This window comes from Thalassotalea sp. 1_MG-2023 (genome assembly GCF_030546745.1).
Classification (GTDB): Bacteria; Pseudomonadota; Gammaproteobacteria; order Enterobacterales; family Alteromonadaceae; genus Thalassotalea_C.
This window is the reverse complement of sequence record NZ_JAUOPD010000007.1, coordinates 135,364-151,218: the sequence shown is the minus strand read 5'-3', so window position 1 is coordinate 151,218 and position 15,855 is coordinate 135,364. Positions and strand designations below refer to the sequence as shown.

General features: G+C 38.2%; 12 protein-coding genes. 7 read left to right on the top strand and 5 right to left on the bottom strand.

Annotation, left to right across the window (positions count from 1 at the left end; translation table 11 throughout):
* The 3 genes from Q4489_RS08055 (at position 1) to Q4489_RS08045 (ending at position 4,100) form a co-directional block, all read left to right on the top strand.
* Positions 1 to 1,728, top strand: a complete 1,728-nt coding sequence (locus Q4489_RS08055; protein WP_303478835.1) for a fused response regulator/phosphatase — start codon at positions 1 to 3, stop codon at positions 1,726 to 1,728.
* A 106-nt stretch (positions 1,729 to 1,834) separates the two neighbouring features.
* Positions 1,835 to 2,680 (top strand): response regulator, encoded by an 846-nt coding sequence (locus Q4489_RS08050; protein ID WP_303478832.1) that lies wholly within the window; start codon positions 1,835 to 1,837, stop codon positions 2,678 to 2,680.
* Positions 2,681 to 2,750: 70 nt separating this feature from the next.
* Positions 2,751 to 4,100: a diguanylate cyclase gene (locus Q4489_RS08045; RefSeq protein WP_303478829.1), complete on the top strand. Its 1,350-nt coding sequence runs from the start codon at positions 2,751 to 2,753 to the stop codon at positions 4,098 to 4,100.
* On the opposite strand, the gene yfaE is transcribed toward Q4489_RS08045, so the two are convergent.
* The 5 genes from yfaE to ubiG all read right to left on the bottom strand — a co-directional run bounded on the left by yfaE (position 4,097) and on the right by ubiG (position 9,693).
* Positions 4,097 to 4,390: a class I ribonucleotide reductase maintenance protein YfaE gene (yfaE, locus tag Q4489_RS08040; RefSeq protein ID WP_303478826.1), complete on the bottom strand. Its 294-nt coding sequence runs from the start codon at positions 4,388 to 4,390 to the stop codon at positions 4,097 to 4,099. The two genes, Q4489_RS08045 and yfaE, sit on opposite strands and share 4 nt — an antisense overlap.
* A gap of 32 nt (positions 4,391 to 4,422) precedes the next feature.
* On the bottom strand, positions 4,423 to 5,553 hold the full coding sequence (nrdB, locus tag Q4489_RS08035; protein WP_303478824.1) for a class Ia ribonucleoside-diphosphate reductase subunit beta: 1,131 nt from the start codon (positions 5,551 to 5,553) through the stop codon (positions 4,423 to 4,425).
* 111 nt (positions 5,554 to 5,664) lie between these two features.
* Entirely contained in the window at positions 5,665 to 7,938 is a 2,274-nt protein-coding gene (nrdA, locus tag Q4489_RS08030) for a class 1a ribonucleoside-diphosphate reductase subunit alpha (RefSeq protein WP_303478819.1), read from the bottom strand.
* A gap of 385 nt (positions 7,939 to 8,323) precedes the next feature.
* A complete protein-coding gene (locus tag Q4489_RS08025; RefSeq protein WP_303478816.1) occupies positions 8,324 to 8,983 on the bottom strand; it encodes an HAD-IA family hydrolase in 660 nt (219 codons plus the stop codon).
* Positions 8,980 to 9,693: a bifunctional 2-polyprenyl-6-hydroxyphenol methylase/3-demethylubiquinol 3-O-methyltransferase UbiG gene (gene ubiG / locus Q4489_RS08020; protein ID WP_303478814.1), complete on the bottom strand. Its 714-nt coding sequence runs from the start codon at positions 9,691 to 9,693 to the stop codon at positions 8,980 to 8,982. Before ubiG ends, Q4489_RS08025 begins: the two co-directional genes overlap by 4 nt.
* A 140-nt stretch (positions 9,694 to 9,833) precedes the next feature.
* Between ubiG and Q4489_RS08015 the strand changes: the two genes are divergently transcribed.
* The 4 genes from Q4489_RS08015 (at position 9,834) to aroA (ending at position 15,855) form a co-directional block, all read left to right on the top strand.
* Entirely contained in the window at positions 9,834 to 10,370 is a 537-nt protein-coding gene (locus tag Q4489_RS08015) for a DUF962 domain-containing protein (RefSeq protein WP_303478812.1), read from the top strand.
* Positions 10,371 to 10,690: 320 nt separating this feature from the next.
* Positions 10,691 to 13,405, top strand: a complete 2,715-nt coding sequence (gene gyrA, locus Q4489_RS08010; protein WP_303478810.1) for a DNA topoisomerase (ATP-hydrolyzing) subunit A — start codon at positions 10,691 to 10,693, stop codon at positions 13,403 to 13,405.
* Positions 13,406 to 13,488: 83 nt separating this feature from the next.
* Complete coding sequence (gene serC / locus Q4489_RS08005; protein WP_303478809.1) at positions 13,489 to 14,574, top strand: 3-phosphoserine/phosphohydroxythreonine transaminase; 1,086 nt, start codon at positions 13,489 to 13,491, stop codon at positions 14,572 to 14,574.
* Positions 14,575 to 15,855: a 3-phosphoshikimate 1-carboxyvinyltransferase gene (gene aroA / locus Q4489_RS08000; RefSeq protein WP_303478807.1), complete on the top strand. Its 1,281-nt coding sequence runs from the start codon at positions 14,575 to 14,577 to the stop codon at positions 15,853 to 15,855. It abuts the gene before it with no gap.

Sequence of the window (15,855 nt, the reverse complement as noted above, 5' to 3'; positions counted from 1 at the left end):
ATGAGCCAAGTGTTGGGTAATGCAAAGCTTGCTCTCGTTGTTGATGACTCAAAAATGCAACGTACCGTACTTGGTGTTCTGCTAAAAGAAGAGGGCTATCACGTGCTTTGCGCCGATGATGGTGCTCAAGCAGTTTCAATGTATATCAAGTATCAGCCTGATCTTATATTGATGGATATCAATATGCCTGTGATGAATGGATATGAAGCAGCAAGAAAAATAAAAACATTGACCCATGAAAATAGCTTATGTCCATTAATTTTTATCACCAGTATGGCAACAGATCAAGCTTATATCGAAAGTATTGAAGCAGGTGGCGATGGTATTTTAGTCAGGCCGTTTTCTCCCGAGGTATTTAAAGCAAAAATAAAATCAATACAACGTATTAGCGACTTAATTACCAAGAACAAAGTATTACAGCTAGCACAGCAAAAAGATGTCGAACTAGCAGAACAATTGATGTCAGGTGTCATTGAAGCTAGAAATTTTGCCCAAGATAAAATAGGTATTCTTAAGAAAGCAGCTACGTTATTTAGTGGTGATGTACAACTCACTGCACGTTGCCCTAATGGCGATGTAAATGTGCTATTAGGAGATTTCACTGGTCACGGTTTACGCTCATCTATAGGCGCAATACCACTCTCTGAAACCTTTCGCACGATGACGAAAAAAGGCTTCACGCTATTAGAGATCATTAGTCAGGTAAACCAGCAATTACATCAACTATTACCGACTGATCTATTTTTAGCAGCAGCATTTGTGACGGTATCTAGTCATGAAAATACCGTTTATATCTTTAATGCTGGTATACCCGATGCGTATATTTTTGATCAATCAGGGGGGATTAAACAGCGTGTACCTTCTCAACACCCACCGATTGGTGTGCTACCAGCTTTAATAAACGATGCGAGCTTGTCGGTTATATCTGTTGAAGAAACCGATCGTGTAGTGTTAATTAGTGATGGAATTATCGAGGCACGTAATCCACAAGGCGAAATGTTTGATATTGAGCGGTTTGAACGTGTGGTATCGGCAGGGATTTCTCATGGAAACATCACAGAAGAAGTATTAAAGAGCGTCAATCAATTTTGTCAAGAAATGCCACAAGAAGATGACCTTTCCCTAATCGACATTCCATGTGGCGGTTGGCAACAACCTCATGTTATTAATACTTCACAAGTAGCAAGTGAACCTGACCAGACAAATACTAATATAGACGCGGCATGGCATTGGCGGCTTAAATTAATGGGTAGCAGGCTCTCTCGTGTTAATCCTATTCCCATCGCAATGAACCAGATACAAGAACTTGAAGGAAGCGCAGAGCATTGGCAAAGTTTATTAACCATTTTGACCGAGTTATTTGTTAATTCACTTGATCATGGCGTCTTAGGTTTAGACTCTACAATGAAATCAAGTGCTGATGGTTTTGCGGAGTACTTTTTAGAACGTGAACAGCGTTTAAAATCTCTTACCGAAGGATTTGTAGAAGTTAATTTAAGCTATTATCCGCTTATCTCAGGTGGGCGTATTATTATCGCTATTTCTGATAGCGGTAACGGTTTTAATGTAAAAAATTACCATGGCATTGTTAGCAAACAACAGCAATATAAGGCTGAACATGAGTTAAAATTAAGCGGTAGAGGTATTCATCTTGTAAGTCAATTGTGTGAATCGCTACAGTACAGTGATCAAGGAAATCAAGTTCAAGCAACTTATGTATGGCGATAATAATTGTAATGTTTATTAAATACATTAGCCCGTGCTGCTATATTTAATGAACTATTGCGTTTTAACATAACGCAAAGTATACAGACGGTAAGAAAAACAATAAAACATGCATCAAATTTCATCTACAGATAAACATGATAAACCAATGAATATAATGATTGTTGAAGATAATCGTATCAATCAAATGGTATTAAAGGGTGTGTTATCTAACATGAATGTAAATGCAACCACTGTTAATAATGGTCAGGAAGCGCTTAATTTATTATCAACCTGTGTTGATAAAGACCAGTATGATCTTATTATTATGGACTGCCAAATGCCGATCCTTGACGGCTATCAGACCACACAAGCGATCAGGCGAGGAAAGGCAGGTAAAAACAATCAAAATATTATTATTATAGCCATGACAGCTAGCGACTTAGCTAGTGATAGAGAAAAGTGTTTATCGGCGGGAATGAACGATTATGCAACCAAACCGGTAGATTCAGATGTATTGCAAATGAAATTATGTTATTGGTTAGGCGCAAGGTTGCAAGAAAACGAAGTATCGGAACAGGAGGTTACATCAGTTTCCCAATATTTTGAGGTTAACCAAGACGATACTCGCGAGAACGATATTTGGGATAAGGCTCAATTTTATCGACGAATACAACATAATGAAAAGCTTGCCAAGAGATTACAATCGTTTTTCCTTGAGGAAGCCCCATTACTTATACAAGAAATTAATAAAGCGGTTCAAGAAAATGATATGGCAAGCGTGATGGTAAATATACATAAATTAAAGGGTATGAGTGTTAATTTGAGCGCTAATAAACTGGGTAAGGTAGCAAGGCAAATTGAGGCCGCTATTATTAACAAAGTCGATTATAATCAAATGGTAATACTGACCCAGCACTTAGAAAACGTTTATCAAGATTTATACAATAAAGTAAAAAATTCAAATAGAGTATGATAAACGAATTGAATAGTAGCTATTTTTCTAGCATTATCAATGTTAATACTCTGCAAAAACAGGTACATAAATGATTAAAAACGATCAGTATACGGTTATGGCTATTGATGATGCTAAAGACACATTAATGCTATTAGAGTTTGATTTATCTGAATCAGGGTATGAAGTTTTAACGGCAGAATCTGGCGAGCAAGCGTTATCATTACTTGAAGAATTAAATGTTGATCTCATTTTATTGGATATGCACATGCCAGAAATGTCAGGATTAACGTTTTTAGAAACACTTAAAAATAGTCGCGATTTTAAAAATATCCCAGTCATTATGTTATCTGCTTCAGGTCAAGAAGAAGCGATAGTGTCATCATTAGAAAATGGCGCTGACGACTATGTAACAAAGCCGTATATTCCAAGCGTGTTACTTGCACGAATAAGAAACTCTTTACGCTTTATGGAAAAAACTAAACAGCTCGAGCAACTCGCAAGAACGGATAGTTTAACAGGGCTACATAATAGAGGGAGCTTTAAAGAGTTAGTTAGTTCGGTGCTCAGTCAAGCAAAGCGTAAGCATCAGCCAATTTCCGTTGCAATGTTAGATCTTGATTATTTTAAAAAGGTTAATGATACCTACGGTCACGAAGCTGGTGATATTGCACTAAAAGAGTTTGCTGACATTCTCAAAGACTGTTTCCGCGATTATGATATTGTTGGTAGGGTAGGCGGTGAAGAATTCGCTGTGTGTATGCCTGGTACAGAAATTGACGATGCTTACCTAGCATGTGAGCGATGTAGAACGATGCTAGAAAAACACGCTATGAAAGTCGAGTATAAAGACTACACCAAAGAATTTACCCTTACGGTAAGCGTTGGGGTTACTTGTCAAAATCCTCAAACTATGTCCTTTGATGAACTAATGCATGTCGCAGATGAAGCGCTCTATAATGCTAAACAATCGGGCAGAAACCAAACCATTTTAGATGAAAATATTGAAGGTGATACAAATACCATGATGATTGATGATACAAATGATAGCTTGTCAGCCTCTAATGTAGTAACCAGTGAAACTGAGCAAGGAAAATACCCAGGCATTGAATATGAAATTGGTGTGAATAATGTATTAGGTGATGAAGAACTGTTTGAAGAGATTTTGGTGATGTTTTGTCAAGATCATGGCAAAGATAAAGAAAGGATCGCGCAAGCCATTGAAAATAACGACTACGAATCACTAAAGTCACTTGTACATACGTTAAAAGGGGTTTCTTGTTCAATAGGAGCGATGAGCTTATATGAGTACTGTAAACACCTAGATGTCGCGATTAATGAACATAATTCGAATCAGTATAACGTTTTATTCTCACCGGTAGCAGAACAACTCGATATTGTGGTTAGTGGTATAACTGCTAAATTAAGCGATAAACTTTAATCAATTTCAATTTCAATGTTACTGGCAGGAATACAACAACAAGGCAGTATTTCGTTGTCGCCAACAAAGGCTAAAGGCTCCCCTTGAGGGTAAAGTACTTGGCCTTTTTTTAATGTCACTCGGCAGGCGCCGCAAAAGCCATCTCTACAGTGATAATGTACTTCAACATCGTGTTTTTCTAAGCAATTTAGCAGGGTTTTATCTTGATCTTGATATTCAATGTCTTGTTGATTTGCAGTTACGATTTTAGCAGGAGGCTTAGACATAATAAAAGTAGGGCAGTTCGCCATAGCAAAGTAAGCTATGGCGTATTAAGGGGTTATTACAAATCAAAATCATCAAAATCATCACTTGAAACAGCCGAATCTACTTGGCCAACTAAGTAACTTGATATTTCCGTTTCTTGTGGAGCAACTTGCACGTTGTCACTAACAAGGTAAGCATTCATCCATGGTAATGGATTGCTTTTAATAGAGAATGGCATTTCGTAGCCTATAGCCGCTAAACGCTGATTACTAATATACTCAATATATTGATTTAGTATTTCAGCATTCAATCCGATCATTGAGCCATCTTTGAATAGGTATTGCGCCCATTCTTTTTCTTGCTCTACAACATCTAAAAATATTTGTAATCCCTCATCTTTTAATTCATGAGCAATTTCTTTCATTTCTGGATCATCTTTGCCAGAAAACCAATTATTTAAAATATGCTGAGTACCTGTTAAATGTAATGCTTCATCACGAGCGATAAGCTTGATGATTTTAGCATTTCCTTCAAGAAGTTCACGTTCTGCAAAGGCAAAAGAGCAAGCAAAGCTCACATAAAAGCGGATAGCTTCAAGTGCGTTTACTGAACATATAGCAAGAAACAAGCGCTCTTTTAACTTACGCATGCTTACTTCTAATTGCTCGCCGTCTACCTCGTAGGTTCCTTCACCTTGCGCCTGCATTAATTGCGTTGTAACGATGACATGATCGAAGTATTTTGCAATGCTAGAAGCGCGTTTTAATATTGCTGGGTTAACAACAATATCGTCGAATACTTCACTTGGGTCAGTAAATAAATTACGTAAAATATGTGTATATGATCGAGAGTGAATGGTTTCACTAAAGGCCCACGTTTCGATCCACGTTTCTAATTCAGGTAAAGAAACAATAGGCAATAATACCGCGTTAACTGAGCGAGCAGCTACGCTATCAAGTAACGTTTGATATTTAAGGTTGGAAATAAAAATATGCTTTTCTGAATTGGTCAACCCTTGCCAATCAGCTCGGTCTTTAGACACATCAATTTCTTCTGGACGCCAAAAGAATGAAAGTTGTTTTTCAATCAGTTTTTCAAACGCGGAAAACTTTTGCTGATCATAGCGTGCAACATTAACACTGTTACCCAGAAACATTGGCTCTAGCAATGGGTTATTGGGAACTTGGTTAAAGGTACTATAGGTCATTTATTGCTCCTTGAAGCAGCTTTTAGTGTTATTATTCAGTAAGCTGTTTCGTTAAATTCTTCAGAAATATTGTCGTTAAAAAATAGCCACATTACTTGTGGCTATTAGCACTTAGATTTTACACGCGCCGCCTTCACAGCCATCGTCTTCTGCTTCTACTTGTCCGTCCGCAGCACCGTCTCTGGTGTTGTGGTAGTAAAGTGTTTTAACACCCAATTTATAAGCGGTTAATAAATCTTTGATGATTTGCTTAACAGGCACTTTACCGCCTTCATATTTAGCAGGGTCGTAATTAGTATTCGCTGAAATAGTTTGATCAATAAACTTCTGCATAATACCAACAAGCTGTAAATAACCTTCGTTGTTTGGAATATTCCAAAGTAACTCATAATTATCTTTTAATGTGGCATATTCGGGTACAACTTGTTTTAAAATGCCGTCTTTACTTGCTTTAATACTGATCAAACCTCGCGGTGGTTCAATGCCGTTGGTGGCATTAGAAATTTGCGATGATGTTTCAGAAGGCATCAAGGCTGATAACGTTGAGTTTCTCACACCATATTGCTTTATGTTTTCGCGTAGCGCTTCCCAATCTAGCTGCAGAGGCTCATTGGTGATTTTGTCGATCTCTTTTTTGTAAGTATCAATTGGTAAAATACCTTGAGATAAGCGCGTTTCATTAAACTTAGGACAAGCACCTTGCTCTTTTGCAAGCTTATTTGATGCCTGCAATAAATAAAATTGAATCGCTTCAAAAGTACGGTGAGTTAGGTTATTCGCACTGCCATTTGAATAGTACACGCCATTTTTAGCTAGATAATAAGCATAGTTAATGACACCTATACCAAGTGTTCTTCGCCCCATGGTTGCATTGTAAGCAGCTGGAACAGGGTAATCTTGATAATCTAATAAGCTATCTAATGCTCGTACGGCGAGGTCGGCAAGACCTTCTAGCTCATCTAAACTTTCAATAGCGCCTAAATTAAATGCTGATAACGTACATAATGCAATTTCACCTTCAGGATCATTAATATCGTTTAAAGGCTTAGTTGGTAGCGCAATTTCAAGACACAAGTTACTTTGACGTATAGGAGCTTGGCTTGGTTCAAATGGACTATGTGTATTACAGTGATCAACATTTTGCAAATAAATACGACCTGTACTTGCACGTTCTTGAGCAAACAAACTAAACAGTTCAATGGCTTGAATGCGCTTCTTGCGAATTGATTCATCAGCTTCATATTTAACATATAACGCTTCAAACGTTTCTTGATCTGCGAAAAATGCATCGTACAAACCTGGTACGTCGCTAGGGCTGAACAACGTAATGTGTTCCCCCTTAATTAAACGTTGGTACATCAATTTGTTAAATTGAACACCGTAGTCAAGATGACGAACACGGTTCTCATCAACACCACGGTTATTTTTTAATACCAGTAAACTTTCAACTTCTAAGTGCCATAAAGGATAAAATAGCGTAGCTGCTCCGCCGCGAACGCCACCTTGAGAGCAGCTTTTAACCGCTGTTTGAAAGTGTTTGTAAAACGGAATACAACCTGTGTGGAATGCTTCACCGTTTCTAATTGCACTACCTAATGCTCTAATATTGCCCGCATTAATACCAATACCGGCGCGTTGCGATACATATTTTACAATGGCACTAGAAGAGGCATTTATAGAATCTAAGCTATCATCACATTCAATCAATACACATGATGAAAACTGACGAGTAGGGGTGCGAACGCCCGCCATAATAGGGGTTGGCAATGAAATCTTAAACATCGAAATTGCGTTATAAAAACCTTCGATGTAACTGAGTCTTGTGTCGGCTGGATATTTTGCAAATAAACACGCGGCCACTAATACATATAAGAATTGCGCACTTTCGTAAATTTCTCCGGTTACGCGATTCTGTACTAAATACTTACCTTCAAGTTGTTTAACAGCAGCGTAGCTGAAGTTTAAATCACGACGATGATCAATGAATTGCTCCATCGCTTCGAAATCTTCTGGGGTATAATCAGCCAATATGTGTTGATCGTAACGACCTGACTCAACAAGCTTTACCACATGTTCATATAATTTTGGTGGCTCAAATTGTCCGTAGGCCTTTTTACGTAAATGGAAGATAGCTAATCGGGCTGCCAAATATTGGTAATCAGGTGTTTCTTCAGAAATTAAATCTGCGGCAGACTTTATGATGGTTTCATGAATATCTTCCGTTTTAATACCATCATAAAATTGGATATGAGATTTCAATTCGACCTGTGAAACAGAGACATTTTCTAAATTCTCAGCAGCCCAGGCAATTACCTTGTGAATTTTCTCTAAATCGATGGGTTCTTTCTTACCGTTACGCTTGGTGACAAAAAGGTTGTTGTTCATGAAAAACCTGTATATGTGTTTTGTTTTTTTAATTTTTTAGACTGTAAGCTCACAACGGTGCATTAAAATACTCAATACACAATATCTAGGGGGTGAGCACTAAACTAATCACAAGATAATGAGGTTTGAGCTTCATTGCAAGCATAAAAAAAACATAAATTTACTTGATAAATTTTGACAAATTCTTTTGTTAGTAACAACTAACTTAGTAAGAGTAATTGATTTGCTTTTTTGTAAAAGGCAATCTTTATTTTTGTTTTTTTTATCCAATAGATTTATTTTAGGTTTTATAGTTATTCCCATATTACAAAAAGTAATATAGAAATAACTTTTCAATAAAAACAAGTAGTTATATTATTTGTTTTTTTCTTGAACAGCTTGCGTATTATATAATCGATAATAATTTTTCAGGCGATTCGCTAATGTATTTAGCCTGCCAAGTGTCAAGGTTATCATGTTCTTTTATATATCCCCATTGAGCAATCGCTGTTGACATGTTTGCAGCGTTACCTGCTTGAATATCTCTTAATGCATCACCAACGTACAAGCATTGTTCAGGCGCAACACCTATATGCTCTGCAGCGTGTAATAGTGGCAACGGATGAGGCTTTCGTTCTGCAAGACTATCACCGCCAACCATAACTTTACTGTGGGTAAATTCTGTAAAGTTAGGTAACAATAGCGTGGTTAAGTATTCTGGCTTATTGGTAACAATTCCCCATGGAATATCACGTTCATTAAGCGCTTGAAGTAACTCAGGCACTTGAGGATACAAACAGGTTTCAGCTGCAAGGTTAGCTTCATAATAGTCTAAGAACATACGACGAAGCGCAGGTTGATCAAACTGTGATAGTTTATCAGCAAAACCTAATGCTAGCAGGCCTTGAGCACCATCAGATGCAACGGGTCTAAATATTTGTTTTTCTACTGCGGGTAAATCAAATTGTGATAACACATAATTTAATGCCGCGCCTAAATCATTTGCGGTGTCTAATAACGTGCCATCTAAATCAAAAAGCACGCCTTGGTATTTATTGTTTCTCATTCATTCACCTTTTGACAACAAAGAATGTAGTTTACGTCTAATGAATCAATTAATTTATGATTCTCAGTGATAGGGTTGTAATGAATTCCTGCGGCATCAAGGCATTTTAGCTCATGAGATTCTGCCCATCCAATTAATGTAGAAGGGCGAATAAATTTGTCATGCTCATGCGTGCCATCAGGAACAATTTTCAATATTTTTTCAGCCGCTAAAATGGCTAATAAGTAGGCTTTTGTTGTTTTATTAAGTGTCGAAAAGAAAACAAAACCCTTTGGTTTTACCATTTTTGCACAAGCGGCAATGACAGAGGCAGGATCAGGCACATGCTCTAACATTTCCATACAAGTGACAATATCATATTGTGCGCTATTTTCAGCAGCATGTTGCTCTGCAGTACTTTTTAAATACTCAACATTAATTCCTGATTCAAGTGCATGCAGCTTTGCAACATTTAGGGGTTCATCACCCATATCAATACCGGTTACTTTGGCGCCTAGCTTCGCAAGACTCTCCGCTAAGATACCGCCACCACAGCCAACATCAATGACTTTTTTATCGAATAAGTCTTGAGCATGTTGAATGATAAATTGACGTCTAATGGGATTTATTTGATGTAAAGGCTTGAAGTCACCTTCGAGGTCCCACCAAAATTGCGCAACCTTTTCAAATTTGGCTATTTCATCTTGGTTTACATTGATTGAATTGGTCATAGTGTCATTTTTTTATTTACAATTGCTGACTATGTTAAACCATACCAGATAAAAGCGGCAGTAAAAATTCATTGTGCTAAGTTGACCTGATAAGGTATTAATTATAATTTAGTACAAATGTATAATTATTAGGTGATGTCATGAAATCGTTAACTACGCAGCTTTCAACCTATAAAAGTGTTCATCTTAACCACAAAAATATATGGACGCATGTGATTGGTATTCCGCTGATCATTTGGGCTGTAGCATTAATGTTATCTTCTGTAGAATTTTCGGTATCGCTCACAGGTGCTGCAATTGAACTAAACCTGCTAACAATGATTTCATTAATGATCTTGGGATATTACTTTATTCTGTCACCAACATTAGCGTTGGTGGCTTTTTTGCTATTCGGGCCACTTATTTATAGTGCTATTGCTCTTTCCTCGATGGATCATAAGTGGTTTGTCGCAGTTGGTGCATTTGCTATTGGTTGGATATTTCAATTTATTGGCCATGGGTACGAGAAGGCAAAACCTGCCTTTGTAGATGACTTAAACCAGCTATTAATTGGCCCACTTTTTTTGCTAGCTGAACTTTGTTTTGCATGTGGGAAATTATCTGATTTAAACAAAGAAGTGACACGTTTAGCGATTGAAAAGCGAGAGGTATTCGAGGAAGATAAAATTACTGGTTAATCACCAAAAGGTGATCAAAGGGTTTATATTCGCCTAGAGTGAGTATTGCTTTAAAGAAAGCGATGTTCAAATAAACGACGGTGTTATTATAAAATGTATGGCTGTTCAAATGTTGTACAGAGCACTGTGTAGATAATGCATTAATATTCAATATGTTAGTTAAAAATAGATTCTATTTAAATAATCACTTGAAATACGGCGTTAACCAGAGCAAAATGTCAGGTTATATGGCCGTATACTGTCCACTAGTTACTAGCGTATACGTATTGCCTTTATAAAATAATAATTTCCAAAAATACATTTAGGGATACTGTCAATTTATGACCGATCTGGCAAAAGAAATACTTCCAGTCAATATCGAGGATGAGCTTAAAAGTTCCTACTTAGATTACGCGATGAGCGTTATAGTAGGTCGTGCACTTCCTGATGTTAGAGATGGTTTAAAACCCGTGCATCGACGCGTACTTTATGCGATGAATGTATTGGGTAATGACTACAACAAGCCTTACAAAAAATCAGCACGTGTGGTGGGTGATGTAATCGGTAAGTATCACCCGCATGGTGACACTGCAGTTTACGATACAATCGTACGTATGGCTCAGCCTTTCTCGCTTCGCTACATGTTGGTAGATGGTCAAGGTAACTTTGGTTCTGTCGATGGTGACTCAGCGGCTGCGATGCGTTATACGGAAATCCGTATGGCGAAAATTTCGCATTCAATTCTTGCTGATTTAGATAAAGAAACCGTTGATTTTGTACCTAACTATGATGGTACGGAGATTATTCCTGCTGTTATGCCTACTCGTATTCCTAATTTATTAGTGAATGGAACTTCAGGTATTGCGGTAGGTATGGCAACAAATATCCCGCCACATAACTTAACTGAAGTCATCGATGGTTGTTTAGCGTTAATCGAAAATGACAACATTACTATTGATGAACTGATTGAGTATATTCCAGGCCCAGACTTTCCAACCGCAGGGATCATTAGTGGTCGTGCTGGTATTGTTGAAGCATATAAAACTGGCCGAGGAAAAATAAATATACGTGCGCGTGCTGAGATTGAAGTTGACGAAAAGTCAGGTAAAGAGACTATCGTTGTTCACGAGTTACCGTACCAAGTAAATAAAGCTCGCTTGATTGAAAAAATGGCAGAGCTCGTTAAAGAAAAACGCTTAGAAGGTATTTCTGCTTTACGTGATGAGTCTGATAAAGACGGTATGCGTATGGTAGTAGAAGTTAAGCGTGGTGAGGTAGGTGAGGTTGTATTAAATAACCTTTATAAGCTTACGCAAATGCAAGTGTCTTTTGGCTTTAATATGGTTGCCTTAATTGAAGGTCAGCCAAAGTTATTTAATATTAAAGAGATGCTTGAAGCGTTTGTTTTACATCGCAGAGAGGTTGTTACCCGCCGTACGATTTTCGAATTACGAAAAGCGCGTGAACGTGCACATATCCTCGAAGGCTTGTCTATTGCCTTAGCTAACATTGATGAAATCATTGAGCTTATTAAAACATCTCCTTCAAGAAAAGAAGCAGAAGAAAAGCTAATGGCACAAGGTTGGGCGTTAGGGAATGTTGGTGAATTACTGGCTCGTGCAGGTAATGATGCAGCTCGCCCTGAGTGGTTGGAAGACCATTTTGGTATTAGAGACAACCAATACTTTTTAACAGAACAACAAGCACAAGCAATTCTTGATCTTCGTTTACATAAGCTTACCGGCTTAGAACATGAGAAAATTCTAAGTGAGTACAAAGAGTTATTAGACTTAATTGCAGAATTGTTGCACATTTTAGAAAACCCATCGCGTTTGATGGAAGTTATTAAAGAAGAACTCGAAGTTATTCGTAATGACTTTGGTGACGAACGTCGTACTGAAATAACTAACGCATCTCATGATTTATCGTTAGAAGACTTAATTAACGAAGAAGATGTTGTGGTCACGTTATCAAGCGAAGGATATGTTAAATATCAAGCGTTGACTGACTATCAAGCACAACGTCGTGGTGGCAAAGGTAAAGCCGCTACCCGCATGAAAGATGAAGATTTCATCGAGCGTTTATTGGTGGCAAATACACATGACACCATTTTATGTTTCTCTAACCGTGGTAAATTATATTGGTTAAAAGTGTACCAATTACCACTTGCTAGTCGAACAGCCCGTGGTCGTCCAATAGTGAACCTATTACCACTTGAAAATGATGAACGTATCACCGCGATATTACCAGTACGTGAGTACGAAGAAGGTAAATATATCGTGATGGCTACTGCGTCGGGTACGGTTAAGAAAACGCCATTAACGGCATACTCGAATCAACGCGCTAACGGTATTATCGCATTGAATCTACGTGATGATGATACGTTGATTGGTGTTGATATTACCGATGGCACAAATGATATTATGTTGTTCTCTGATGAGGGTAAAGTTGTTCGCTTTAATGAACTTGCTCGTGATAGTGAGTCAGGTGAAGTGAAAAAAGACCCTGAAACAGGTGAACCAGTACAAGCACTACGTGCAATGGGTCGAACGGCAACAGGTGTTCGTGGTATCAAACTTGAGGGTGATCAGCGAGTTGTTTCTTTAATTGTTCCGAAGAACGATGGTGCGGTATTAACCATTACTGAAAATGGTTATGGTAAACGAACTGAGCTTGATGAATACCCTGCGAAAAGTCGTGCAACTAAGGGTGTGGTGTCAATCAAGGTAAGTGACAGAAACGGCAAGGTTGTTGGCGCGATACAAGTTGAAGATAACGACGAAACCATGCTTATTACCAATAACGGTACTTTAGTAAGAACCCGCGTTAACGAAGTAAGCATTATCGGTCGTAACACCCAAGGTGTTCGTATTATCAGAACAGGTGATGAAGAACAAGTGGTGGCATTACAACGCATTGATGAAGTAGAAGATGTAGAGTTACTTACAGAAGCTATTGAAGAAGGTGCAGAAAGTGATGGTACTACCTCAGAAAATGACGTTTCTTCAGATACAGAACAAAAGCCAGAAGGCCTAGACCAAGGCGATGATGAATAATCACCGCTAAAACGGATTGGAAATAGGCGGTTATTTAACCGCCTATTTTTTTGATTAAAATTTTACAAAAGGTAATACAAAGCATGTCAGCGGTTTACAACTTTTGTGCAGGACCAGCAATGTTACCCACAGCGGTGATGAGCAAAGCACAACAAGAATTTATTAATTGGCAGAATACCGGATGTTCTGTCATGGAATTAAGCCATCGTAGTAAAGAGTTTATGGCGTTAGCAACGAAAGCTGAAGCAGATTTGCGCCAATTAATGAATATTCCTGTAAATTATCGCGTGCTTTTTTGTCATGGCGGCGGCCGCGGGCAGTTTTCAGCCATTCCGATGAACCTATTGCCTGTTGGTGGCCATGCAGAATATATTATTTCTGGTTCCTGGTCGAAAGCGGCAGCAAAAGAAGCGGAAAACTTCGGTGAAATACGCCCACAATCTGTTGTTGAAGAGCGTGATGGTATTAAAACCGTTAAACCTTTTGACCAATGGGAAATTTCACCTGATGCTGCTTATGTTCACTATTGCCCGAATGAAACCGTAGATGGTTTAGAGCTATTTGATATACCTAAATTTGGCGATATACCTATTGTTGCGGATATGTCTTCAACTATTTTGTCTCACGATATAGATGTTAATAAGTTTGGCTTGATTTACGCAGGCGCGCAAAAAAATATCGGCCCATCTGGTTTAACTATAGTAATTGTCAGAGAAGATTTACTGGGTAAAGCTCGTACAGATACCCCTTGTATTATGAATTATACAACGGCGGCTGAAAACGACTCTATGTACAACACTCCACCAACCTATGCTTGGTACCTAGCAGGACTCGTTTTTGAATGGCTAAAAAGTATTGGTGGTGTGGCTGCCATTGAAAAAGTAAATAAGCATAAAGCAAAATTACTTTATGACTATGTTGATAGCAGTACCTTTTATCAAAACAATATAGATGAAAACTTTAGAAGCAGAATGAATATACCTTTTTGGCTGCAAGATGAGTCTTTGAATGAAGCATTTCTATCGGCCGCGAAAGAGGATGGGTTGGTTGCATTAAAAGGTCACCGAATGGTTGGTGGTATGCGTGCAAGTATATATAACGCTATGCCATTAGAAGGTGTAGAAAAATTAGTAGATTTTATGAAAACGTTTGAACAGAGGAATAGATAAGTGGAGCAGTTAACAGTACAGCCAATCGGTAAAATTAATGGCGAAGTATTTTTACCAGGATCAAAAAGCTTGTCTAATCGTGCTTTGTTGATTGCTGCATTAGCGAATGGTGTCACTAAAATCACAAACTTATTAGTCAGTGATGATATTAAACATATGTTAAACGCGTTAACCACATTAGGCGTAGAGTTTACCTTAAGTGATTGTGGTACTGAATGTACAGTGATCGGTAACGGAGGTTTCTTTAAGGCTCAAGAGAAGCTTGAGTTATACCTCGGAAATGCAGGTACAGCAATGCGACCTTTATGTGCTGCACTTGCAGCGAGTGAAGGCGAATTTGTTCTTACCGGTGAGCCTCGCATGAAAGAACGACCTATTGGGCACTTAGTTGATGCATTAGCGCAACTAAATGCTGATATCGAATACCTTGAAAACATAGATTATCCGCCAGTAAATATTCGTGGTAAGGCGTTGTCAGGTAGTTCTGTAACGATTGATGGTTCGATTTCAAGCCAGTTTTTAACCGCTATTTTAATGATCACCCCATTGTTAACCAGTGATACACAGATCAACATTGAAGGTGAGCTTGTATCAAAGCCTTATATTGATATCACGTTAGATATTATGAAACGATTTGGGGTTACGGTACAAAATAATAACTATCAGTCATTTCAGGTCACGGGGAATCAATCATACCAAGCAGTCGAGAGGTATATGGTAGAAGGTGATGCTTCATCTGCCTCATACTTTTTAGCAGCAGGTGCTATTAAAGGTGGAGAAATAACCGTTCACGGTGTTGGTACGTTAAGTGTGCAAGGTGATAAACACTTTGCCGATGTGTTAGAAAAAATGGGCGCAGAGGTTACTTGGCAAGATGAATCAATCACGGTTAAAGGAAAGCCGCTAACAGCCGTTGATATGGACATGAATCACATCCCTGATGCAGCGATGACAATAGCAACAACAGCGCTTTTTGCCAAAGGCACTACTACAATTCGTAATATTTATAATTGGCGTGTTAAAGAAACTGATCGCTTAACGGCGATGGCCACAGAGCTTAGAAAAGTTGGTGCTGAAGTTGTTGAAGGGGAAGATTATATTTCTATCACACCACCTGAAACATTAAACCATGCTGAGATAGACACTTATAACGACCACCGTGTTGCAATGTGCTTTTCATTAGTAGCCTTAAGTCAGACGCCTATCACGATAAACGATCCTAAATGTACAGCTAAAACGTTTCCTGATTATTTTACAAAATTAGCTGATGTGTCTTGTTAA